Raw genomic sequence first — 23039 nt, 5'->3', positions numbered from 1 at the left:
TCTAAAAATTTCTAATCACCTAAGCAGGTGATAAATAACAGTCATAAAAATGCAGCCCGAAAGCTGCAATTAATAATTTGGTCTTAAAGTGACCACAAATCTATTCACCATCAAGCCCACGAATAGGCTTGATCGTCCCCCACCCTTTACATGAAGGGCAGTGCCAATACAAAGAGTGTGTCGAGAAACCACACTGACGACAACGGTAATGAGGCTTAACCTTAAGCTGTTCACCAACCATAGATTGAAGTGTGGTTAAGCTGTCTTTTGCTCGGCCTTCTTCTGCTTCCGCTAGGTGGTAATCGATTAATCGATAAAAACCTTTCATGGTTGGATTTTTAACAAGCTGCTTTGTCAGTAACTCTTGAGCAGAGCCTACATCTTCATGGTGAGCAACCAATTGCGCCAGCATCAGTTCGGCAGATACACCGGCTTTCTTCTGAATACACGCTTTGAGGAACTCGACCAATTGAGCTTCTTGTCCAAGCTTGTGGTAACACTCAGCAAGGGTTGGCAACACCTCACTGATAAAATCGATATCTTGTTCAAGTACCGATTCAAGACAATCAATTGTCTTTTGGTAATCTTCGTTCGCTAAGTGGAACTTCCCTAGTGCGATACTTGCGCGAACACATTTAGGGTCTTCAGAAAGCGCCTTCTTAAAATGCTGAAGCGCTTTAGAACGATTACCATCGGCTTGTTCTTGCATTGCAAGCTCACACCAGAAATGCGCGACTGTGGCACGCATCTTCATTTTTTTCTTGCCGAGCTTAACTAAGATATTTCCGTAATGGATAGCCTTGTTCCACTCACGGGTCTGCTGATAAATAGCCACCAACTGCTGTAAAGCGCCCTCTTTATGGTCAGGTTCTTCTACAAGTTGTTCAAAGATTTTTTCAGCGCGATCAAGGAAGCCAGAGACCATGTAGTCTTTAGCTAATTGTTGCAGTGCGAGATTTTTCTGATCGAGGGTAAGCCCCGAACGAGAGATGAGATTTTGGTGAATACGAATAGCGCGGTCGACTTCGCCTCTTGAGCGGAACAAGTTGCCCAAAGCCAAGTGAGTATCGATGGTTTCATTGTCTACTTGAAGCAGTTCAATAAAGTGATCAACCGCTTTGTCAGATTGATCTGACAGTAATAGGTTCAAACCCGTCACGTATTGACGGGATATCTGGTGTGATTGCTTTTGTTTTTCTTGCTGAGCGTTACGATTACCCATATACCAGCCATAAGCGGCTGCGATGGGCAAAAGTAAGAACAGTAACTCTAACATCAAATATAGCCTTTAAGCTTTAGTATCAGCAGGGACCTGCTTTGATTGCTTATTGAGTTGCTTCTTCAAGCGATGAATTTTTAGCTGAGACCGCATGTGCATATTACCAAAGACTAACCAAGCAAGGGCGAAGCCTGAAACGAATACAACACCTAATAAACTTGATAGGTGGAAGTCACCTTGCGCTAGCAGATAGTTGAAATTCACAGTTGTTTGGTTTTGAGAGCCTAAAGCCAGTGCAATTAGGAAAAGTGCGATAACGGCGACTATTTTTATAATTTTCATAGTTCATCACTCATTGGTTGGTTAGCTGTACGATTATGCAGGAAAATTACTAATCAGACCACCATATTATGGTCATAAAAAAGCGGCATACATTATAGTATGCCGCTTTTCTTAATTCCGATAAGTAGGCTACATTCCTGAGTTTACTCGTTCACGCAGCTCTTTACCTGGTTTGAAGTGAGGAACGTATTTACCTTCTAACTCAACCTTGTCACCAGTCTTTGGGTTACGTCCAACACGAGGCTCACGATAATGCAGAGAAAAGCTGCCAAAACCGCGAATTTCGATTCGATCACCACTTTCTAGTGTTGAAGCCATATGCTCTAAAATGTCTTTTACAGCGTCTTCAATTTCTTTTGCAGAAAGATGCGTTTGCTCAGCGCACAGTCTCTCAATCAATTCAGACTTAGTCATAGTTACCCTCGTTGGTTTTCTTTTTAGAAATTATAGACCTATCGGAAAAATAAGCAAAAAAAAAGGAGCCTTACGGCTCCTTTCTTGGCTAGATAGCTATAATTCTCTTAATGAGAAGCTATTATTCGCCTTTAGCAGCTTTGAATGCGTCTGCCATTGCGTTACCGAACGCGCCTTCTTCAGACTTGTTCAGTGAAGCCATTGCTTCTTGCTCATCAGCTTCATCTTTAGCTTTGATAGATAGGTTGATTACGCGGTTCTTACGGTCTACACCAGTGAACTTCGCTTCAACGCTGTCGCCAACGCTTAGGATTAGAGATGCATCTTCGATACGGTCGCGAGAAACTTCAGAAGCGCGGATGTAACCTTCAACGCCTTCGATTAGCTCGATAGTAGCGCCTTTCGCGTCAACTGCAGTAACAGTACCGTTTACAAGAACACCTTTCTTGTTGTCAGCAACGTATGCGTTGAACGGGTCGTTTTCCATTTGCTTAACGCCAAGAGAAATACGCTCACGCTCTGCATCTACTGCTAGAACAACAGCAGAGATTTCGTCGCCTTTCTTGTATTCACGTACAGCTTCTTCGCCGGCAGCGTTCCAAGAAATGTCAGATAGGTGTACAAGACCGTCGATACCGCCTTCTAGACCGATGAAGATACCAAAGTCAGTGATAGACTTGATCTTACCAGTAACTTTGTCGCCCTTAGCTTGCATTTCTGCAAATGACTGCCATGGGTTAGCTTTACACTGTTTCAGACCTAGAGAGATACGACGACGTTCTTCGTCGATATCAAGAACCATAACCTCAACTTCGTCGCCAACATTAACAACTTTAGAAGGGTGGATGTTCTTGTTAGTCCAATCCATTTCAGAAACGTGTACTAGACCTTCAACGCCTTCTTCGATTTCAACGAAGCAGCCGTAGTCAGTTAGGTTTGTAACACGACCAGAAAGCTTGTGACCTTCTGGGTAACGCTTAGCGATTGCTACCCATGGATCTTCGCCTAGTTGCTTAAGACCTAGTGAAACACGAGTGCGCTCACGATCGAACTTAAGAACTTTAACTAGGATTTCGTCACCAACGTTAACGATCTCTGATGGGTGCTTAACGCGCTTCCAAGCCATATCTGTGATATGTAGAAGACCGTCAACACCGCCAAGGTCAACGAATGCACCGTAGTCAGTAAGGTTCTTAACGATACCTTTAACTTCAGTACCTTCTTGTAGAGTTTCAAGAAGTTCGTCACGCTCAACACTGTTTTCAGATTCGATAACAGCACGACGAGAAACAACAACGTTGTTACGCTTCTGGTCTAGCTTGATTACTTTGAACTCTAGCTCTTTGTTTTCTAGGTGAGCAGTGTCACGGATAGGACGTACGTCTACTAGAGAACCTGGAAGGAAAGCACGGATACCGTTAAGTTCAACAGTGAAACCGCCTTTAACTTTACCGTTGATGATACCAACAACAGTTTCAGCTTCTTCACAAGCTTTCTCAAGTACGATCCAAGCTTCGTGACGCTTAGCTTTCTCACGAGAAAGTTGAGTTTCACCGAAACCATCTTCAACAGCGTCTAGAGCTACGTCTACTTCAGCACCAACTTCAACTTCAAGTTCGCCAGCAGCGTTCTTGAATTGTTCAGCAGGGATAGCAGATTCAGACTTAAGACCAGCGTCTACAAGAACGAAACCGTTCTCGATAGCTACTACAGTACCTTTAACGATGCTGCCTTGTTGGAATTCAGTTTCAGATAGAAACTCTTCAAAGAGTTGAGCAAAAGATTCAGTCATTATTTAATCTTCAATAATTAAACGTCCATGGGTATCCTACCGCATGGGGTTGATAAATTCGCCGGTCATCATCCTTGCGACCAACGTTCGTACTAGCTCGGCGAAATTACCCAGCCAGTTTCGATTCAATATAGTGTAGTGCTTTTTCTACTACCTGCTCAATATTCATTGAGGTGGAATCAAGCACTAGAGCATCCTCTGCAGGGCGAAGTGGCGCCACTGGGCGATTACGATCTCGGTCGTCTCGCTCTTGGATCTCGCTCAAAAGGTCGTCAAATTTAACATCTAACCCCTTCTGTTGCAACTGTTTAAGGCGGCGACTCGCACGCTCTTCAGCACTTGCATCTAAAAATATTTTCGCTTCAGCTTCAGGAAACACAACCGTTCCCATGTCACGACCATCTGCAACCAAACCAGGCGCAGCGCTGAATGCACGTTGACGACGAAGCAGTGCTTCGCGAACGCGAGGTAAAGCAGCAACTTTTGAAGCCGCCATGCCTGTCTCTTCTTTACGAAGTTCACCAGACACATCTTCACCTTCTAGGATAACCTTAACTAAGTCGCCTTCAGCAATAAACTGCACGTCTAAGTGTGTAGCAAGCGGTACTAAAGCATCCTCTGATTCAGTATCCACACCATGGTGAATTGCCGCTAAAGCCAATACGCGATAGATCGCGCCTGAGTCTAGAAGATGAAAGCCTAGCTTATCTGCTAGCAACATACACAGGGTACCTTTACCTGCACCACTTGGTCCATCAACCGTAATCACTGGGCTTTGAGAAGGCATCTTTTACTCCACGTTTTGTCGTAAGTTTTATTCTGTACTAGCGATTCGCCACTACTTTATAGGCGGCATATTATAGAGAAAAATTGGAACTCGAGCGAGGTAAATCTCAGATAATTCCGAGTTGATGATGCATAAACCAATGCAACCAGCCCAATATCCGTTTGCTTAGGTCAATACGCGAGCTTAGATCCATAAGACACGTTCGCAATTTTCTATAGACATAAAAAAGCCTCGCAATAAGCAAGGCTCAGTGGTGTTCTGTAAACAGCTCAAAGAAGCTTAGCCAATAATAGCTCGAACCGCTTCTAGGTCTTCAGGCGTATCAACACCAGCAGCCGGCGCTTCCGCCGCAACGTCTACGTGAATCTTTTCACCGTACCAAAGTACTCGTAATTGCTCTAGGCACTCAATACGCTCAAGAGTGCTTGGTTCCCAATTAATGTAGGTATTGATAAAACCCGCTCGGTAAGCATAGATACCAATATGACGAAGCAAAGGAGATTCCGCTGCAGTACCGTTGTTCGCGTAAGCATCGCGATCCCAAGGGATGGTTGCTCGGCTAAAATATAAGGCGTAACCATCTTTATCGGTTACAACTTTAACAGCGTTAGGGTTAAACACTTCATCAGCATGAGTGATTTCCACACCTAACGTTGCCATCGGAGCTGTACTGTTCGCAAGATTGTTCGCGACCTGATTAATGATCGCGGGTGGAATAAGTGGCTCATCACCTTGAACATTCACGATAATATGATCATCAGGAATATTCATAACTTCAATCACCTCAGCTAGGCGTTCAGTGCCCGATTCGTGATTCGGTGATGTCATACAAACGGTCGCGCCAAATGCTTTAGCCGCTTTTTCAACTCGAGCGTCGTCGGTAGCGATAATAACGTTATCGGCACCCGCTTTCATTGACTGTTCGTATACCCATTGAATCATCGGCTTTCCACCAATGTCAGCAAGTGGCTTCCCTGGTAAACGGCTCGATTGGTATCTTGCAGGTATAACAACCGTATAAGACATTACTTACCCTCATCCATAGAAACGGTGCGAGCTTCAGGTTCTAAAAGAACAGGAATACCCTCTTTAATTGGGTAAGCAAGGCGATCAATTTTACAAACAAGCTCTTGCTTATCCTTGTCAAAAGTTAGTTTACCTTTACATACAGGGCAAGCAACGATCTCAAGTAGACGGTGATCCATAGTATTCCATAACCTCTTTTATTCTTTTTAAAATTTGCTGTTGCGAATCTTCATCGAACTGCGCAGAAACTGGAAGATACCACCAGTTATCTTGAGCATATTCTTCGCATTTTACAGCGTCTTTTTCTGTCATAATCAGATTCATACCTTTATTAGCTAAGGCATGAAGTTCATCTTTATCAAAATCTTGATGGTCGGCGAAGCCCTGTGTGAAAACCACATCACCATCAAGATCTTCCAATGTTTTAAAAAAGCGCGGTGGGTGGCCAATACCGGCAAAAGCCACCAGCTTGTGTAATTTTGCCACAGACCTTTTCTGACCAGTCTTTAGGTTAACTGCTTGGCTTGGAAGCAAAGACATCGAGAACTCTCGCCCATGCGCTTTACCGCCATTGTTAACCAAAAAGTCGACTTCATCTAAACGAGATACAGGCTCTCTTAACGGGCCTAAAGGAATTAGGCATTCGCTACCAAAGCGTCTTGCGCCGTCGATAACTGCAAATTCAATGTCGCGTTCAAGCGCGTAATGCTGAAGGCCATCGTCAGTGATAATCACATCAACGCCTTTGCTCAGCAATGCTTTCACTGCGTTAGCTCGCACAGGGTCGACTGCGACTGGCGCACCAGTTCGCTTACGAATCAAGCGAGGTTCATCACCCGAATGCTCAGCTGGGGTATTTTCATCCAACACCAACGGATAGCTTGGTGCTTTTGCACCGTAGCCACGAGATACGACTCCGGGTTTAAAGCCGTGAGCCTGAAGCATCTCAACTAACCAAATCACAACCGGTGTTTTACCATTTCCACCAGCAGTAATATTGCCCACAACAATAACAGGTAAAGGCGGGCGGTAGGTCTCTTTATTCCCTGAGAGATAAGCGTCACGACGCCGACTACTGATCATTTTGAACAGCAGACTCAGTGGCCACAAAAGCGGCCAGAGAAGATATTTCAACGGGTGATTGTTAAACCAAATCTTTTCGATCACAACAAAACCTAATTTATCCGCTGAACTGAATTCGGTGTAATTGTGCATAAGCACCATCATGCGCGATTAGCTCAGCATGTGCGCCCCTTTCTACAATATGACCATCATCAACCACTAGAATCTCATCAGCTTGCTCGATCGTAGAGAGTCGGTGTGCGATAACTAATACTGTTTTGTCTTTCTGCAGTTCTTCTAGTGCAGATTGAATCGCTCTCTCTGACTCGGTATCCAGTGCAGACGTTGCCTCATCAAGAATCAAAACTGGTGCATCTCTCAATAGCGCTCGTGCAATCGCAATTCGCTGTCTTTGACCACCTGATAGATTACCACCATTCTCGCCAACAACCGTATCAATACCGTTTTCCATGTTTTCGATAAACTCACTCGCATGGGCAAGTTTAGCTGCATGTTCAATCTGTTCGCGGGAATATTCATCGTGTGCGGCGTAAGCGATGTTGTTCGCGACCGTATCATTAAATAGGTGCACATTTTGAGATACAAGAGCAAAGTGCTCCCGCAGGTTTCTCAATTCGTAATCACGAATGTCGTGGCCGTCAAGCTCAATTGAACCTGAGTCTACATCATAAAAACGAGTAAATAGGTTGGCAATGGTACTCTTGCCCGAGCCAGAACGCCCAACAAGCGCAACCGTTTTACCTTTCGGTATATTGAAGCTGACCTTATCAAGTGCTGGTTTCTCTGCTCCTTCATAAGTAAACGTGACATCTTTTACTGCAACTTCACCCGTTACAGATTCAGGCTTCAACGTTCCTTTGTTTTGCTCAGTATCTAGATCCATCAAACCAAATAGAGTTGTACTCGCTGCCATACCGCGTTGGAACTGAGACGTTACACTAGTTAGTGCTTTTAATGGGCGCATTAAGCCGAACATCGCAGAGAAAATAACAGTAAATGTGCCGGGGGTTAACTCAGCTCGAATAGAGTCAAAGCTAGCTAAGATCAACACAGTCACAACGGCAACAGACGCAATCATCTGAATTATTGGGTTAGCGGCTGCTTGTGCTGTTACTAACTTCATACTCTGTTGGCGCATTTGGTTACTAACTTGATCAAAACGTTGCTTCTCTATGTCTTGACCACCATAAGTTAGAACTACTTTATGTCCTTTCAACATTTGCTCTGCAGACGACGCCACATGGCCCATACTTGTCTGCATATTTTTAGAGATCTTTCTGAATCGCTTAGAAACTATGGTAATAGCCCAAGCGACAACGGGTGCGACAGCAAATAGAACTAAAGACAACTGCCAGCTATTCCAGAACATCAGCGTCAACAAGCCAATAATACTTGCACCTTCACGGACAATACTGACTAACGCCTTACTGGTTGCTGCAGACACTTGCTCTGAATCGTAAGTAATTCGAGATAGCAATGCGCCTGTCTGTTCTTTATCGAAGAAAGAAACAGGCATGTGCATGAAATGGCTGAAAATTTTACGACGAATTTCCATCACCACATTGCCAGAGACCCAGCTCAAACAATAGGTTGAAACAAAGCCACTGACACCACGAATAAACATCATGGCAAAGATAATAATAGGGAGCGTGCGTAAAAAGTCAGATTCAGCATTACCAAAGCCTTCATCAAGTAACGGCTTTAGTAAGGAAATCATATAGGTATCAGAAACGGCATTTATGATAAGCGCAATTACCGCAACACCTAGGCCGGCCTTATATAGTCGAATATAAGTCCAAAGTCTTTTAAATGTGACCCAGGTAGTTTCATCTGTTTGTGTTGACATAGAATCGCTTAATTTTCTCACAATAATCTATCTATTCTACTCCCTTACGGAGCATCTGCCTATACCACTGCCCGCCTTGTTGTTCTCTAATCGCATGATATTGCCAACCTTCTTTGCTAAGAGTGATGGTTATTTGTCCGCTTTCTCCAGTATCAAGCCAAGTACTCCCCGCTTCCTGATAGCGTTCAATAACAGACTCACTAGGCATTCCCCACTGATTGCCTTTGGCAAGAGAAGCTATCGCTAGCTGAGGGGACACCGCCCCAATAAACGGCTTAATCGATGACGAATCGCTGCCATGATGCGGAACCAACATAACATCACTCCTTAGCTGTTCTCCTTCACGAGCAAGTAACCACTCACTTACCAGTTCAATATCACCAGTGAGCAACATTGAGAAATCAGCACTATGATCTGAGATCTTGACCACACACGAATGTGGGTTATACGCCCTCTTTACTTGCTTAGGCGGCCACAACACCTCAAAAACAACATCTTGCCAGTTCCAAACCTCTCCAATAGTACATGTTTGAATATTAGACGGGGCTTGAGTGATAGATTGGCGTTCTTGAATAATGTTCTGACTGGTTCTTATCCACTTTGGCGTATAGTTCTCAAGTAATGCCGGATAACCACCAGCATGGTCAGAATCGAAATGACTCACAATCACGCCTTCTAATTCATAAATCCCCCGCTGATTCAAAGTAGGAATCAACAAAGACTCAACAACCGAGCCTCCTGGCCACGCATTGCCAAGATCATAAACAACAATCTGATTGTTCTTTTCCAAGACCAAAGACAACCCATGCCCAACATCCAAGATATCAATAGTTAGTTTGTCTTGCTGGGGTTTGCTGAACTCCCACCACAGCACAAACACTGCAGTTACCAATATCGATAATGTTCGCTTGAAATACCGACTAACAAAGCTCAAAAACAAGATAAGGAATACTGATAATGCAATCGTCTGATTATCGACTTGGATCCAAAATCGCTCAGAGAAAGGAAGACTAAATACGAGAGGCTCAAGCGATAAGTCGACTAACTTCCACAGCTGACTGACCAAATCATTGTCTAGCGCTGTTATACCAACCACGCCAGACACTGACTCCGATATTAAGCTTAGAAACATTGCCAGAAACAACAGCGGGATCGTCACCATCGATACCCAAGGCAAAAGGAACAAGTTGTAGAAAACAGAGACTAAACTGACTCCTTTGAAAAACAACATCGAGGAAGGCGCGATAAGGAATGTCAGCATCAGTTGAAGCTTAATAAGTTGGAGTGCGTAGTCGATAAATGTAAAGCTTGAAGCTGAGCGCTGAGTATTACAGGCGATATAGAAAACAGCGCCCAATGCACCAAAGGACAACCAAAAACTGCTCGACAAAGCTGAAAACGGCCAAATCAGCAGAACCACGCACACACTTAAAGTAACATACCGAAGCAAACTGATATTTTGCCCACGCCACAAGAAATAACTCGCGATAACGCACATCACCAAAGCTCTCAAAGTTGGCAGCGTGAATCCAGCAAACCAACTATAGAAATACGCCAAGCCGAGCCCGAATATTGTAGGTAACCAAAGAAATGAAGGGGAAAGTAACCTTAATATCTTGCCAATCTGATAGCCGATACCAAAGGCAATCCCAATATGCAGCCCCGAAATAGCCATCAAGTGAATCAGGCCACTGCTTTTAAGCATATCCCACCGCTGAGGCGGAATAAGGTCTCGATATCCAAAACTCAAAGCGATAATGAGATCTTGATTTGCCAGCAGACTTAACCTTTCAAGGCTGGCTTCAAACCATTGGGCGCGTAAGTTGGTGCTAGAATGAATTCGGTACTTGGTATCTGCTCTGTAAGTTGCATTGGCAACCACGCCAGCACTAAACAAGTACTTTTCTCGGTCAAAGCCGGCTTCGTTGAGTTTGCCCCATATCGGCTTTATTGAGGCCGATAAATAGACATCATCTCCAAGCGTTAGCTTGAAAGGAGTAAACAAACGCAATTTTATCAATTGAGGAAAGATTAATTTTTCGCCGCCAATTGATCTGACTACTATTACGCTTTCAAAACCGTGGCTATTTTCACTAAAAAGGCTAACAACCGACGCATTTATGGTAGTATTCTGCCCTGATTGGAATAAGCGACTCGTTTGTATTTCAATCGCATTCCCTAGGCAGATAACTAGTATCAATGCTGTTACTGGACCTCTTGCACTCCGGAAAACGCTATACTTTGTTGGTGCTAGCAGTAACAACAGCATCAATGGTGCCCAAACCCAATGTGGCATCACAGGCCAGAAGCTGGCAGACACAACTGTCGCAGCAAATGAAATCAAGAACCAAGTGTTAAACAAGAGAGTAGCTTCCTCCTATGCCAAGAAAGTTTATCAAACGATTTATGCCTGACCATGATCTAATCAAGCGTCAGAAAGCATTGAAAGTTTTTGGCAATGTTTTGTACAACCCCAACTTATGGTGCCTTAATCGTCGCTCTGCGGCTGGCGCGTTTGCTGTTGGGTTATTCATGGCGTTTGTCCCTCTACCAAGTCAAATGATTATGTCTGCAGGCCTTGCTGTCGCATGTGGCGTTAACCTGCCTTTAGCTGTCGCACTTGTTTGGATCAGTAACCCGGTTACCATGCCTGTTCTCTTCTACTTTGCTTATAAAGTCGGGGCGTTTGTTATGCATGTGCCACCGCAAGCCTTCCATTTCGAATTGTCTTGGGACTTCATCTTGGCGCAAATGAGCACTATAGGGCCTCCGTTCTTATTGGGTTGTCTGATTTGTGGCGTGGTTTCAGCAATGATTGGCTACTTTGGTATTCGCGGTTTATGGCGCTACTCAGTAGTAAGAAGTTGGAAGAAGCGACAAGCAAGGCACTGAACGCCATTTCTTGTTATTGAATCTAACCTTGTATGCGCTTCACTTAAAACGTACACAAGTTAAAATCGGATGAGCTACTTACCTCTGCAAGATTGGCATGTAACGAAAGTCGTAAAGAACACGAATTGAATTCAATAAAAAAGGATCCCACTGGGATCCTTTTTTGTTTATGCCGTTAGTCTATCGCGCAACGTGACGTTTACTTAGCGTATCACTTCGAAAATTACTTCGAGCTAAGCACCGAGGCCGGGTTTAGCTTAGCCGCTCGTGAGGCTGGATACCATGTCGCCAGTAAGCTCAACACAATCGCGGTACCGGAAACCACAACAACATCCGTCATATCAAGTTGTGATGGCAAGAAGTCGACAAAGTAAATATCACCGGACAAGAATTGATGATCGACCAACTTTTCGAGCCCTTTGATAAGCGTAGTGAGATTAAGCGCCACCAAGACACCTATCGCACTCCCGACTAAGCTGCCTAGCACACCCGAGAATACGCCCTGCCAAACAAAGATACGTTTTACAAGGAAGTCTGATGCGCCCATGGTTCTTAAGATCGCGATCTCCGATGCTCTGTCTTTGACTGCCATCATTAAGGTCGAGACAATATTGAAACAAGCAACACCAATAACCAGTACCATCACCAGATACATAATGGTGCGAACCAACTGAATATCTCGATACAAGAAGCCAAACTTCTGTTGCCAGCTTCGTAGATACACATACACATCAAGCTGATTACCCACTTCACGCACAATAGAGTTCGCGTTCAGCACATCGGTCACTTTTAAAGAAACTCCGGTTACTGCCTCGCCTAGGTTTGCATAAGCTTGAGCATCGCCAATCGGGATTAGCGCCAAGCTGTGGTCTATCTGGCCATTAAGCGTCAGCAAGCCAACCACTTTCACTCGAACACGCTTTGGCGCCTGAACCTTCACAGAACCGTTTACCGCTGGAATCATCAAAGTCAGATAATCACCGACTTTCGCACCCAGCACATTCGCTACACCAGAACCTAAGATGATTTGTTGTTGCCCTGCTTTAAACTCACTCCAAGCTTGCTTATCGATAAAACTCGACAGGCTCGATACTTGTTGCTCAAGTTGTGGGTCAACGCCGCGAACTTCAATTGCTTTGAGTTCTTTGCCCTTTTCAGCAAGCGCTGTAATTTTTACATAAGGCGCAGCAGCAACGACTTTATCGTGCTTAACCGACTCCTCAATCACGTGCTCCCAACGAGTCACAGGCTCATTCACGCCTTCAAATTCACCATGAGGAATGACAGAAAGTACTCGTGATTGAAGCTCTCGCTCAAAGCCATTCATCGCAGATAAGCCGATAATGATCACCGCGACACCAACCGCAATACCAATGGTCGAAGACAATGAGATGAACGACACCATCTTGTCTCGTTGTTTCGCACGGCTAAATCGGCCGCCTATCAATAGAGATAAAGAGGAAAACACTTAGCTCTCCTCTTTTTCTACGTTGACCAGTAAACCATCTTGCATGTGAAGTTGGCGATCCATCTTACCGGCAAGTTCACCATCGTGAGTCACGACCAAAAAGGCAGTATCGTATTCACGGTTCAGTTCACGCATTAAGTCGTAAATAGAAAGTGCGGTGTTGTGATCAAGGTTGCCGGTAGGCTCATCCGCCAACACCAAAGCAGGTTTATTCACTAAAGCTCGAGCAATCGCCACACGTTGCCTCTCACCACCAGAAAGCTCTGAAGGTCGGTGGTCAACACGATGACTCAATCCTACTTTATCCAACAGACGTTGCGCCTCTTCTTTTGCTTTAGCTGGCTTTTCACCACCAATCAGCAGCGGCATTGCCACGTTTTCTAACGCTGAAAAGTCCGAAAGAAGATGATGGAATTGATAAACAAAGCCAAGATGCTGGTTGCGAAGCTTCGCCTGCTTATTCGAACTCAAAGATGCTAAATCTTGACCAAGAAAACTCACACTGCCCGCAGAAGCATCGTCTAATGCGCCTAAGATATGCAGTAAGGTACTTTTGCCCGAGCCAGAGGTACCGATGATTGCTACTAGCTCACCCTTTTCGATGTCAAAGCTGACTCCCTTGAGCACCTCAGTATCTAACGAGCCTTCACGGTACGTTTTACGGATATCATTACATTGAAGAAAATTACTCATAACGAAGGGCCTCAGCAGGTTTCACAGACGATGCACGATAAGAAGGGAATACAGTGGCAATCAGGCTAAGTGCAATAGCCAGAACCACAACAACAGCGATTTGAATTGGGTTAATCAAAATTGGTAACTGTCCACCAAACGAGAATAGAGCAACGCCCATCGCCTCTAAAATAGTATTAAGGTTCATCGCTAGAGCAACGCCTAACACACCACCAGAGAGCGCACCAATCACGCCACTACTTGCGCCTTGAACCATGAAGATCCCCATGACTTGACCATCAGTCATGCCTTGGGTCTTAAGAATCGCGACTTCAGACTGCTTCTCCATCACCACCATGATAAGTGCTGAGATAATATTGAAAGCAGCAACACCGATGATAAGCCCAAGCATTAAACCCATCATGTTTTTTTCCATACGAACGGCTTGGAATAGCTCACCTCGTTGGTCTCGCCAGTCGCTCCACAACCAACCTTCCGGTAATGGCTGAGTTGATAACTCTGCGACTTCAAACGGGTCTTCAAAAAATAGTCGCCAGCCTGAAATAGTGTCTGATTTATAACGCATCAAACGCCCAGCGTCTTGGATGTCTGTCACCATCAGTTGAGCGTCGATATCAGAACCTGTATTGAAAATACCGGCAACGGTGAAATTTCGTTGGCTTGGAATACGACCTAACGGGGTGTACTGGCTCGCGCTGGTCACCATCAGGCGAACTTTGTCACCCATAGATACCTTCAAATTTCTCGCCAAGGTGTGACCAAGAAATAGCTGATATTGCCCAGCTTGAAGTGAAGACAATCTGCCCGCAATCAAGTGGTTTTGAAGAGGGTCATCTGAATTAGGTTCAATACCGATTAATAGCCCCGCAGATAACTGAGCCGGACTCTGAATCACCGCCTCACTGCGGACAATCGGTTCAACGTGACCATTAAGCGAGATTTGCTCTGCAAAATTAGGCGCTTGGGCAAAAAGAGAAGTGGTGCCACCTTGCTCATAAACCACCGCTTGAGGAAGAACTCCAAGAATTCGGTCTTTTAACTGCGCTTCGAATCCATTCATTACCGATAAAACAGTAACCAAAGACAGCACACCAATGGTGATACCTGCCGTCGACATATAAGAAACAAAACGGCTAAAGCGATCACCTGAACGGCCTTTCAAATAGCGTAGGCCAACAAACAACGAAATAGGATGAAACATACTTTGAACCATCTAAAGGGGATGCGGGTTAATGTAACGGGTATTGCTGTTACTGTGTAGGGGTTAATTGAAAATATAGAGTGAATTAACTCAATTAGTTAGGCTTGAAAAACAGAACCTTGTCAAATTGCCAAATTTCAAACAACTATTTGAGACTTTCAATTAACTGACCTTGATTACTGCGGCCACATAGCGATAATCAATAGATCACTTCAAGGAACTAACGCATGACAGAACAAGAGTTTTTCACCGTTCACCATAGCCTTACCGCTAATATTGAACCAATGGACAGCGGCTTCACTTTACCCTCTCAAATTCAATTCGAATCTGAGATCCCAGCACCATTTGTGGTGGCAAGTGAATTTAGCCAATTGGATCTGTTAGCTGACAGCGCTCGAGCGGAACTGAAAAACAGCGACTTGAAGAATGTCACCAGTTTATTGGATGCACAAAACTCAAAATTAAACCTCTTGTTGAGCTTTATGTTATCGCAGCAAGATGATGAGAAATTTCGCACTCACACCTATTCATTTGGTGCGAGTCAGTTTTCCTGCTTTTCAAAAGCAGACATCGAACCGGGTCGCTTAGTAAAAGCCAAACTTTTTCTAGAGCACCCAGCTGCAGCCATTTATTGCTACGCAGAAGTATTTGCTAGCGAGGCGAAAGACTCAGGTTTCGAAATCAAATTTAAATACGCTCATCTTCGCGATACCGACCAAGACCTGCTAATTAAAGCGGCACTTTATCAACAACAGAAACTCTTGCGTCAACGCTCTCTAGACCGAGATAACAAGTAAATTAACATGACCAAAAAATCCATATTTACACTACCTAAACTTAAAGGTGCCGGTGACAAAAAGCACATCGGTAACCTAGTCGGTTCGTCTCTCGCTCTTGCCATTGCCAAACTCGCAGAGCAACACAACAGCCATACCGTCTTGGCTGTACCCGACCCACAAGTGGCGCTTAAGCTTCAATCTGAAATTGAACAGTTTACGGCACATGAAGTCGCATTATTCCCTGACTGGGAAACGCTGCCATACGATAGCTTCTCGCCGCACCAAGAGATCATCTCAGATCGTATCGCACGCCTTTACGCACTGCCAACACTAAAAGATGGCATCACGATCGTTCCGATCAGCACGTTATTGCAACGCCAGTCACCGCGAGACTTTTTGCTACAACACACGTTAATGGTGAAAACGGGCGATCTCTACTCGCTTGAGAAACTGCGCCTACAGCTTGAAAAGTCAGGCTATCGTTACGTTGATCAAGTGTTTGGCCCCGGTGAATACGCAAGTCGTGGTTCTATTCTCGATCTGTTCCCAATGGGCAGTAAAGACCCGTATCGAATCGATTTTTTCGATGACGAAATCGACACTATTCGTACTTTCGATCCTGAAAACCAGCGTTCTATCGAAGACATCTCTGAGATCCGCCTGCTGCCTGCTCACGAATTCCCAACCTCGGAAACAGCGATTGAAGATTTCCGTATTCGTTGGCGCCAACAGTTTGATCCGCGCCGCGAACCAGAATCGGTTTATATGCAGGTATCTAAAGGCACATGGCCTGCTGGTATTGAGTATTGGCAACCACTGTTCTTCGATCACACAGAAACCTTGTTTGATTACGTTGCCGATGAAGCGCAACTGCTGATTCTAGGTGATGTCGAGACTGCAGTAGACTCATTCCTAACGGACGTTGCTCATCGATACGAACAGCGCGGTGTTGACCCATTACGGCCACTTCTCACGCCTGAACAACTGTGGCTGAAGAAAGACGAGCTGTTCGCACACTTCAAACAGAAGCCACAAGTCAATCTGAGCTTAGATTCAATTGAAGAGAAAGCTGGACGTACCAACCTTCCGGTTGTGTCTCTTCCTGATCTCAGTGTTCAGCATCAGAATAAAGAGCCACTCGCAAACCTAAGAAAGTTCACTGAAGCCTTCGAAGGCAAAGTCGTCTTTTCAGTTGAGTCAGAAGGTCGTCGTGAGGCTCTGAGTGAATTACTTCGAGGTATCAAAGTTCGTCCAAGCGAAGTTGAAAACCTCGATGCGGCGATTAAAGGTAAACATAAGTTCAGCCTGATCCTAGGGTCAGCGGAACATGGCTTTATCCACGAAGAGCAAAACATCTCCCTTATCTGTGAAAGCGACCTGTTGGGTGATCGCGTTGTTCAGCGCCGTAAGAAAGACAAGAAAAGCGTTAACAGCGATACTGTCATTCGTCACTTAGCCGAACTTAAACCGGGTCAACCTGTTGTGCACATTGACCACGGTATTGGTCGCTACATCGGCTTGCAAACACTCGAAGCCGGTGGCATGAAAACAGAATACGTAACGCTGGAGTATCAAAACGATGCCAAGCTCTACGTGCCAGTTGCTTCTTTGAACTTAATCGGGCGTTACTCGGGTGGCGCTGAAGATTCTGCACCGCTACATAAACTCGGTGGCGAAGCGTGGCAAAAAGCGCGTAAACGCGCCGCGGAGAAAGTCCGTGATGTTGCAGCAGAGCTACTTGATGTTTACGCTAAGCGTGAGCTAAAACCTGGCTACAAGTTTGTACTCGACCGCGGCCAATACGCGACTTTCAAATCTGGCTTCCCGTTTGAAGAAACCGATGACCAAGCGATGGCCATCAATGCTGTTATGTCTGATATGTGCCAAGCCAAAGCCATGGACCGTTTGGTGTGTGGTGATGTTGGCTTTGGTAAAACCGAAGTCGCGATGCGTGCAGCATTCGTTTGTACCGACAACAGCAAACAAGTAGCGGTTTTAGTTCCTACTACTCTACTTGCTCAGCAACACTTCGAAAACTTCCGTGACCGTTTCGCCAACTTGCCGATTCGTGTTGAGGTTCTATCCCGATTCAAATCAGCTAAAGAGCAAAAACTAATCATGCAAGATGTCGCCGACGGTAAAGTGGATATCCTAGTCGGGACTCACAAGCTGCTTTCGAGCGATATTAAGTTTAAAGACCTAGGCCTGCTGGTTGTCGATGAAGAACACAGATTTGGTGTACGTCAGAAAGAGAAAGTGAAAGCGATGCGTGCGGATGTCGATATTCTAACGCTTACTGCGACACCGATCCCGCGAACGCTGAACATGGCAATGAGTGGCATGCGTGACCTTTCGATCATCGCTACACCACCCGCACGACGCTTGGCAATTAAAACCTTCGTTCGCGAGAGTGATGATGCCATCGTCAGAGAAGCGGTGCTGCGTGAAATCATGCGTGGTGGCCAGGTTTACTTCCTACACAACCAAGTCGACACGATTGAGAAAACAGCAGAGTCATTGCAAAAGCTGATTCCAGAGGCGCGCGTGACTGTAGCTCATGGCCAGATGCGAGAGCGCGAACTGGAACGCATCATGAATGACTTCTACCACCAGCGCTTCAACTTACTGGTGTGTACAACCATCATTGAAACCGGTATCGACGTACCAACGGCAAATACCATCTTGATGGACAGAGCCGATAACCTTGGTTTAGCACAGCTGCACCAATTACGTGGTCGTGTAGGTCGTTCGCACCACCAAGCTTATGCTTACTTGTTAACGCCACACCCTAAAGCAATGACCAAAGATGCGATCAAGCGATTGGATGCGATTGCTTCGCTCGAAGACTTGGGCGCAGGCTTTACCTTAGCAACTCACGATTTAGAGATTCGTGGTGCGGGTGAGCTGTTAGGTGATGAACAGAGTGGTCAAATCCAGTCAGTTGGTTTCACCTTGTACATGGAGATGCTTGAACAAGCGGTTGAAGCATTGAAGGAAGGTCGAGAGCCATCGCTTGATGACCTACTGCGTGAACAAACTGAAATTGAGATGCGTTTGCCAGCACTATTACCAGATGACTACATCCCAGACATCAATACACGTTTGTCTACCTATAAGCGTATTGCGAGTGTGAGTGACTCCGACGAATTGGCAGAGTTGAAAGTCGAGCTGATTGATCGCTTCGGCCTTCTGCCTGATGCAACCAAGAACTTGTTATCAGTTTCTGAGCTAAAATTAGCCGCAGCGTCTATCAAAGCGAAGAAAATTGAAGCCCACGATAAGGGTGGATTCTTAGAATTCTACCCGGATGCTGACATAAACCCGACCTACCTTGTTAAACTGTTGCAATCTCAACCGCAAAAGTTTTCAATGGAAGGACCAACAAAGTTCAAGTTTACGATACCATTGGTCGACAGACGGAAACGAATTCAATTTGTTAGTGATTTATTGGGCGAATTCAGACAGAACTTGCTGCCTTCAGCATAAGACCCAATCCACTTGCACATATAAATTATCCAGCCGATAGATCGGCTGGAAGACGGAGTAAAAATGAAAAGACTGATCCCACTGCTACTATTGTTCGTCTCACTGCCAAGTTTGGCGCAGAGACAATTTGATATAGAAGTGATCATTTTTAAGCGCGCTGTTGATGCAGAGAAGGTGAACGAATCTTGGCCAAATACACAGCCTAAGATTTCACTTGAGCGTGTTGGTTCATTTCAAGATACCCAATACCGAGCAAAGAAAGGCGTTCAAATGCTTCCTTACTCGGAATATAAGTTAACGCCTCAAAAAGACAAGCTACGTAAACACGCTGGCTTTGAAGTTCTGATGCATACCGCTTGGCGTCAAGGCGACCAAGGTAAGAGCTCTGCACCTGTTTTCCACATTCAAGCAGGTAAAGATTTCTCTAAACAATTTAATGCTGATGGCTCTGAAAAAGGCGCAATCACTGCAGGCAGCGCTGATGGGTTCCAAGAAGAGACCATTGATAAGCCACTCTACGAATTAGACGGCAAGCTGCAAATCTACGTTCAGCACTACCTATACGCTGAAACGACATTAGATTTAAAAGCGCCAAGCGTTCGTGAAGTGACTCTACAAGAGCAACAAATCGAGCTAGATTCACCAGTAAGTGGCGCAGAAAGCAACGTCCAAGTGGGCAACCTAACTGAGATTTCTCCGACGGTTGAAGTCCAAGAGTTCCTTAAGAGCTACCGCATGGACCAAAAACGTCGTATGCGCAGTACAGAAACTCACTACCTTGACCACCCACTTCTTGGAATGGTGATTCAAGTTAGACGTGTAGCGCAGTAAATTACTTGCCGATTCGGCTATAATTATATAAATAATTCAATCCGCCCTCCTAGTGAGGGCGTTTTATTAAGTGCTATCTATCTTTATTCTGTACTGACTTTCTTTGCTCAGTACTTACACGTTACTTGGTACGCTCTATGAGCCCTGAATTTCAGATCAACACACAAAATCTTAGCCTTAAAATCATTGAGGCCTCAGATGCTCAAGAATTTTCTCAGCTGGTTAAGTCCTCCCCTAGCTTGCTGCCATGGGTCGACTGGTGTCATAAAGAGTTTTCTATCGTCGAGGCCGAGAAATTTATTCTGGCAACTCGCCTGAACTGGGTGAAAGCCGATGCGTTTGGCTTTGGCATCTTTGAGCGAAAAAGCGATAAGCTAGTCGGTATGGTTGCCATTAATGAGCTTTACCACACCTTTAATATGGCGAGTTTAGGTTATTGGGTCGGTGATGACTTTCAAAGGAGAGGGATCGCCAAAGAAGCGATGTTCGCCCTATTTGAATTTTGTTTCGCGCAACTCAAGTTAACGCGTTTGGAGATTGTCTGCGATACCGAGAACCTACCCAGCCAAAAGTTGATCGAGAAGTGTGGCGCTGAGCGAGAAACCATTGCCCAGAATCGATTTCTGTTTAACGGTAAGCCGAAAGATGGCGTGGTTTATTCTGTGCTACCTCCAACGTCTTAACAGCAGAAATGAGTTCAACACCTGCGATAATCCATAATCGACACGATCAAAAAAGAGCTCCGAAGAGCTCTTTTTTATTATCAGCGTAATGCTCTGAGAAGGCTTACCTGATTAGTGAAGCTTTAGGTTTGGACGAAGTACACGGTTAATACGACCAACCAGCATCATCAATGATGTTTTGATTAAGCCGTGAAGCGCCATCTGGTGCATGCGGTACAAAGAGATGTAAACCACACGAGCAATACGACCTTCGACCATCATCGAGCCTTTCGTCAGGTTACCCATCAAGCTACCTACCGTAGAGAAACGGCTAAGTGAAACTAGCGAGCCTTTGTCTTTGTAGATGTAGTCTTTCAGGTCACGACCGTTCAACTTAGCAATGATGTTGCTGAATGCACAGCTTGCCATTTGGTGAGCCGCTTGTGCACGTGGCGGAACGAATGAACCGTCTGCTTGTGTACATTGCGCCAAGTCACCGATTGCAAAGATGTTGTCATCCAGTGTTGTTTGCAGCGTGTTCTTCACAACCAACTGGTTGATACGGTTGGTTTCAAGACCACCGATATCTTTCATGAAATCTGGTGCTTTGATACCTGCTGCCCATACCATGATTTGAGCTGGGATCTTGTCACCATCTTTGGTTGTTAGGCCGTCAGAATCCGCCTGAGTCACCATCGTATTCGTACGAACGTTCACACCAAGCTTGGTTAGCTCAGAGTGTGCTGCACTTGAAATACGAGGAGGTAGAGCTGGAAGAATACGCTCACCCGCTTCAACTAGGTTTACGTTCAGCTTGCTTGAATCTAGGTCGCCGAAGCCGTAAGTACGAAGTTCTTTAACGGCGTTGTGTAGCTCTGCAGAAAGCTCTACACCAGTTGCACCAGCACCAACAATCGCGATGTCTACCGTGCCTTGACCGTTCTTAGCGTGAAGCTTTAAGAACTGATTGTTCATTTCTGTACGGAAACGGTGTGCTTGCTCTGGGCTATCAAGGAAAATACAGTTGTCACGAACGCCTGGAGTGTTGAAGTCGTTTGACGTTGAGCCTAGCGCCATCACTAGAATATCGTATTCAAGTTCACGGCTTGGCATCAGCAGTTCACCGTGCTCGTCTGTAAGCTCGCTTAGTGCAATCACTTTACGCTCACGATCGATGTCGTTCAGGCTGCCCATTTGGAAATCGAAGTAATGGTTTTTTGCGTGCGCACGGTAGCTTAATGCATCAACACCTTCATCCAGTGAGCCCGTTGCTACTTCATGAAGTAATGGTTTCCATAGGTGGCTTGCTTTACGGTCTACCAGAGTAATCTGGGCACGTTTCTTACGACCTAAAGTGCGGCCTAGCTTAGTTGCTAGTTCTAAACCACCAGCACCGCCGCCTACTACGATAATTTTTGTCACAATGACAATCCTCTACAAAATGAATAAATGGGGTTCGGCTCGATTACTCCAACCGATAAATTCTATGTATCTACTCGGCCTTGAATGCGAAGGCTGTTACAAATTGGGTTACCGCGAAAAAGAATAACGACAGCTCACCGAGTAGTTAGAGGGGTTACAAACAACAAATAATGGTTTGTTGCTTTGCTCACGTGGATAAAAAAGGTGACTACCTGAGAGGCAGAACACAAATTATGGGCAAGTTTTTTCACTCGCTCTCAATTTTTTTTGATATTTGTCAAAATATTTTGCTTGGGAACATTATATATAGCAAAAAGATGACCGCAACAAAAAAATCCTTACCCTCAATGAGGATTCGCGACTAATTAGTTAACGTTTGCGCAAACTGATCTATAAATGCACAAACCGACCGATAAAACATATACAACTACTTTATCAATACCAATCTCTAAGATTCAGATGTGAAAAAGCAGCACTCATTGAGCACTGCTTTTATAAAACATCTGGATTGATTAAGCGTTTTTGAACGCTTTCATTGCTTGAAGATGTTGAGAGATCTTTTTGAATTTATGACTCTCTTTCTCATCCCAGATTACATCGTAGTAATCTTCTAGCGCGGCAGCTGTTTTGGTATTGTCGTGAATTTCATCTTCACGAGAAAGCACCACTAAACAGCGTCCTTTGTTTTTCATACGGTACTGAGCAACACATTTAGTTGCGATGTCTTCGTACTCTTCTGGACGGTCAATTCGACCTACCATGTTGTTCTCAGGGTGCAGATTAGGGTTGAACACCACCTGCTTAATCCCACATAAGAAACCAATACGCTCAGACCAAAAACCACCTAAACCTACACCACAAATAATGGGATGCGGATCATCGGATTGCTCTATCACCTTATGCACTTCTTTTAGCAGATGCTGCATATCGTGTTTTGGATGCAAAGTACTGTAGTTGATGAAACGAACGTCATCATCAATGAATTGCAACTGCAGTATTTTTTCGTGATTGCCCGGGCTTGTTGAGTCGAAGCCATGTAGATAGATAATCATTGTACCTCCCCCGTTGAATATTGGTACGTTTTGATCAATCTAAC

The 23039-nt window shown here is 44.9% G+C and carries 20 protein-coding genes; 5 read left to right on the top strand and 15 right to left on the bottom strand.

What is annotated here, in order from left to right; translation table 11 throughout:
- Nucleotides 1-100: 100 nt before the first annotated feature.
- The 10 genes from lapB to AB4486_RS17875 all read right to left on the bottom strand — a co-directional run bounded on the left by lapB (nucleotide 101) and on the right by AB4486_RS17875 (nucleotide 10871).
- Nucleotides 101-1276 (bottom strand): lipopolysaccharide assembly protein LapB, encoded by a 1176-nt coding sequence (lapB, locus tag AB4486_RS17920; RefSeq protein ID WP_017060240.1) that lies wholly within the window; start codon nucleotides 1274-1276, stop codon nucleotides 101-103.
- 12 nt (nucleotides 1277-1288) lie between these two features.
- Complete coding sequence (locus tag AB4486_RS17915; protein ID WP_017060239.1) at nucleotides 1289-1561, bottom strand: LapA family protein; 273 nt, start codon at nucleotides 1559-1561, stop codon at nucleotides 1289-1291.
- 129 nt (nucleotides 1562-1690) lie between these two features.
- Nucleotides 1691-1975 carry an integration host factor subunit beta gene (gene ihfB / locus AB4486_RS17910; RefSeq protein ID WP_017060238.1) on the bottom strand — a complete coding sequence of 95 codons (285 nt, stop codon included), beginning with the start codon at nucleotides 1973-1975 and terminating at the stop codon, nucleotides 1691-1693.
- A 121-nt stretch (nucleotides 1976-2096) separates the two neighbouring features.
- Nucleotides 2097-3767, bottom strand: a complete 1671-nt coding sequence (gene rpsA, locus AB4486_RS17905; protein ID WP_010439921.1) for a 30S ribosomal protein S1 — start codon at nucleotides 3765-3767, stop codon at nucleotides 2097-2099.
- A 106-nt stretch (nucleotides 3768-3873) separates the two neighbouring features.
- Nucleotides 3874-4554 carry a (d)CMP kinase gene (gene cmk, locus AB4486_RS17900; protein WP_017060237.1) on the bottom strand — a complete coding sequence of 227 codons (681 nt, stop codon included), beginning with the start codon at nucleotides 4552-4554 and terminating at the stop codon, nucleotides 3874-3876.
- A 279-nt stretch (nucleotides 4555-4833) separates the two neighbouring features.
- Nucleotides 4834-5580 (bottom strand): 3-deoxy-manno-octulosonate cytidylyltransferase, encoded by a 747-nt coding sequence (gene kdsB / locus AB4486_RS17895; RefSeq protein ID WP_146491841.1) that lies wholly within the window; start codon nucleotides 5578-5580, stop codon nucleotides 4834-4836.
- Nucleotides 5580-5759, bottom strand: a complete 180-nt coding sequence (locus AB4486_RS17890) for a Trm112 family protein (protein ID WP_004736429.1) — start codon at nucleotides 5757-5759, stop codon at nucleotides 5580-5582. The genes kdsB and AB4486_RS17890 overlap by 1 nt, the downstream gene beginning before the upstream one ends.
- On the bottom strand, nucleotides 5740-6747 hold the full coding sequence (gene lpxK / locus AB4486_RS17885) for a tetraacyldisaccharide 4'-kinase (RefSeq protein ID WP_372083378.1): 1008 nt from the start codon (nucleotides 6745-6747) through the stop codon (nucleotides 5740-5742). Before lpxK ends, AB4486_RS17890 begins: the two co-directional genes overlap by 20 nt.
- Nucleotides 6748-6760: 13 nt before the next feature.
- Entirely contained in the window at nucleotides 6761-8509 is a 1749-nt protein-coding gene (gene msbA / locus AB4486_RS17880) for a lipid A ABC transporter ATP-binding protein/permease MsbA (RefSeq protein ID WP_065584348.1), read from the bottom strand.
- A 31-nt stretch (nucleotides 8510-8540) separates the two neighbouring features.
- Complete coding sequence (locus tag AB4486_RS17875) at nucleotides 8541-10871, bottom strand: DNA internalization-related competence protein ComEC/Rec2 (RefSeq protein WP_372117983.1); 2331 nt, start codon at nucleotides 10869-10871, stop codon at nucleotides 8541-8543.
- Between the two features lie 17 nt (nucleotides 10872-10888).
- On the opposite strand from AB4486_RS17875, the gene AB4486_RS17870 reads away from it, so the two are divergent.
- Nucleotides 10889-11401 (top strand): DUF2062 domain-containing protein, encoded by a 513-nt coding sequence (locus AB4486_RS17870; protein ID WP_017060232.1) that lies wholly within the window; start codon nucleotides 10889-10891, stop codon nucleotides 11399-11401.
- A 223-nt stretch (nucleotides 11402-11624) separates the two neighbouring features.
- Here the strand turns inward: AB4486_RS17870 and lolE are convergent, their stop codons facing one another.
- The 3 genes from lolE to lolC are packed head-to-tail and all read right to left on the bottom strand — an operon-like array spanning nucleotide 11625 to nucleotide 14763.
- Entirely contained in the window at nucleotides 11625-12869 is a 1245-nt protein-coding gene (lolE, locus tag AB4486_RS17865) for a lipoprotein-releasing ABC transporter permease subunit LolE (protein ID WP_372117980.1), read from the bottom strand.
- The gene (gene lolD / locus AB4486_RS17860) at nucleotides 12870-13562 is read right to left on the bottom strand and encodes a lipoprotein-releasing ABC transporter ATP-binding protein LolD (protein WP_108179898.1); all 693 of its coding nucleotides are present in this window, start codon (nucleotides 13560-13562) and stop codon (nucleotides 12870-12872) included.
- Entirely contained in the window at nucleotides 13555-14763 is a 1209-nt protein-coding gene (lolC, locus tag AB4486_RS17855; RefSeq protein WP_372099811.1) for a lipoprotein-releasing ABC transporter permease subunit LolC, read from the bottom strand. Before lolC ends, lolD begins: the two co-directional genes overlap by 8 nt.
- Before the next feature lie 227 nt (nucleotides 14764-14990).
- Between lolC and AB4486_RS17850 the strand changes: the two genes are divergently transcribed.
- The 4 genes from AB4486_RS17850 (at nucleotide 14991) to AB4486_RS17835 (ending at nucleotide 20542) form a co-directional block, all read left to right on the top strand.
- Nucleotides 14991-15560 carry a hypothetical protein gene (locus AB4486_RS17850; protein WP_017065300.1) on the top strand — a complete coding sequence of 190 codons (570 nt, stop codon included), beginning with the start codon at nucleotides 14991-14993 and terminating at the stop codon, nucleotides 15558-15560.
- Between the two features lie 6 nt (nucleotides 15561-15566).
- Nucleotides 15567-19028, top strand: a complete 3462-nt coding sequence (gene mfd, locus AB4486_RS17845; protein ID WP_372117977.1) for a transcription-repair coupling factor — start codon at nucleotides 15567-15569, stop codon at nucleotides 19026-19028.
- Between the two features lie 63 nt (nucleotides 19029-19091).
- The gene (locus AB4486_RS17840; RefSeq protein ID WP_017065298.1) at nucleotides 19092-19859 is read left to right on the top strand and encodes a peptidoglycan binding protein CsiV; all 768 of its coding nucleotides are present in this window, start codon (nucleotides 19092-19094) and stop codon (nucleotides 19857-19859) included.
- Between the two features lie 137 nt (nucleotides 19860-19996).
- Nucleotides 19997-20542 (top strand): GNAT family N-acetyltransferase, encoded by a 546-nt coding sequence (locus AB4486_RS17835; RefSeq protein ID WP_017060225.1) that lies wholly within the window; start codon nucleotides 19997-19999, stop codon nucleotides 20540-20542.
- Between the two features lie 111 nt (nucleotides 20543-20653).
- On the opposite strand, the gene AB4486_RS17830 is transcribed toward AB4486_RS17835, so the two are convergent.
- A complete protein-coding gene (locus AB4486_RS17830; protein WP_009847154.1) occupies nucleotides 20654-21943 on the bottom strand; it encodes an NAD(P)/FAD-dependent oxidoreductase in 1290 nt (429 codons plus the stop codon).
- Between the two features lie 512 nt (nucleotides 21944-22455).
- The gene (gene ycfP / locus AB4486_RS17825; RefSeq protein ID WP_009847155.1) at nucleotides 22456-22995 is read right to left on the bottom strand and encodes an alpha/beta hydrolase YcfP; all 540 of its coding nucleotides are present in this window, start codon (nucleotides 22993-22995) and stop codon (nucleotides 22456-22458) included.
- Between the last annotated feature and the right edge of the window lie 44 nt (nucleotides 22996-23039).

The organism is Vibrio sp. 10N.222.55.C6 (genome assembly GCF_041473395.1).
Taxonomy (GTDB): domain Bacteria; phylum Pseudomonadota; class Gammaproteobacteria; order Enterobacterales; family Vibrionaceae; genus Vibrio; species Vibrio crassostreae_C.
This window is presented reverse-complemented; position numbering and strand designations above follow the sequence as displayed.

Excerpts from the sequence above, each read along its gene's own strand:
- AB4486_RS17840 (WP_017065298.1), top strand. The coding sequence starts at position 19,092 with ATGAAAAGACTGATCCCACTGCTACTATTGTTCGTCTCACTGCCAAGT.
- AB4486_RS17870 (WP_017060232.1), top strand. The coding sequence starts at position 10,889 with ATGCCAAGAAAGTTTATCAAACGATTTATGCCTGACCATGATCTAATC.
- AB4486_RS17835 (WP_017060225.1), top strand. The coding sequence starts at position 19,997 with ATGAGCCCTGAATTTCAGATCAACACACAAAATCTTAGCCTTAAAATC.
- lapB (WP_017060240.1), bottom strand. The coding sequence starts at position 1,276 with ATGTTAGAGTTACTGTTCTTACTTTTGCCCATCGCAGCCGCTTATGGC.
- lolC (WP_372099811.1), bottom strand. The coding sequence starts at position 14,763 with ATGTTTCATCCTATTTCGTTGTTTGTTGGCCTACGCTATTTGAAAGGC.
- AB4486_RS17890 (WP_004736429.1), bottom strand. The coding sequence starts at position 5,759 with ATGGATCACCGTCTACTTGAGATCGTTGCTTGCCCTGTATGTAAAGGT.
- rpsA (WP_010439921.1), bottom strand. The coding sequence starts at position 3,767 with ATGACTGAATCTTTTGCTCAACTCTTTGAAGAGTTTCTATCTGAAACT.
- AB4486_RS17915 (WP_017060239.1), bottom strand. The coding sequence starts at position 1,561 with ATGAAAATTATAAAAATAGTCGCCGTTATCGCACTTTTCCTAATTGCA.
- kdsB (WP_146491841.1), bottom strand. The coding sequence starts at position 5,580 with ATGTCTTATACGGTTGTTATACCTGCAAGATACCAATCGAGCCGTTTA.
- msbA (WP_065584348.1), bottom strand. The coding sequence starts at position 8,509 with ATGTCAACACAAACAGATGAAACTACCTGGGTCACATTTAAAAGACTT.
- ycfP (WP_009847155.1), bottom strand. The coding sequence starts at position 22,995 with ATGATTATCTATCTACATGGCTTCGACTCAACAAGCCCGGGCAATCAC.
- mfd (WP_372117977.1), top strand. The coding sequence starts at position 15,567 with ATGACCAAAAAATCCATATTTACACTACCTAAACTTAAAGGTGCCGGT.
- ihfB (WP_017060238.1), bottom strand. The coding sequence starts at position 1,975 with ATGACTAAGTCTGAATTGATTGAGAGACTGTGCGCTGAGCAAACGCAT.
- lolD (WP_108179898.1), bottom strand. The coding sequence starts at position 13,562 with ATGAGTAATTTTCTTCAATGTAATGATATCCGTAAAACGTACCGTGAA.
- cmk (WP_017060237.1), bottom strand. The coding sequence starts at position 4,554 with ATGCCTTCTCAAAGCCCAGTGATTACGGTTGATGGACCAAGTGGTGCA.
- AB4486_RS17850 (WP_017065300.1), top strand. The coding sequence starts at position 14,991 with ATGACAGAACAAGAGTTTTTCACCGTTCACCATAGCCTTACCGCTAAT.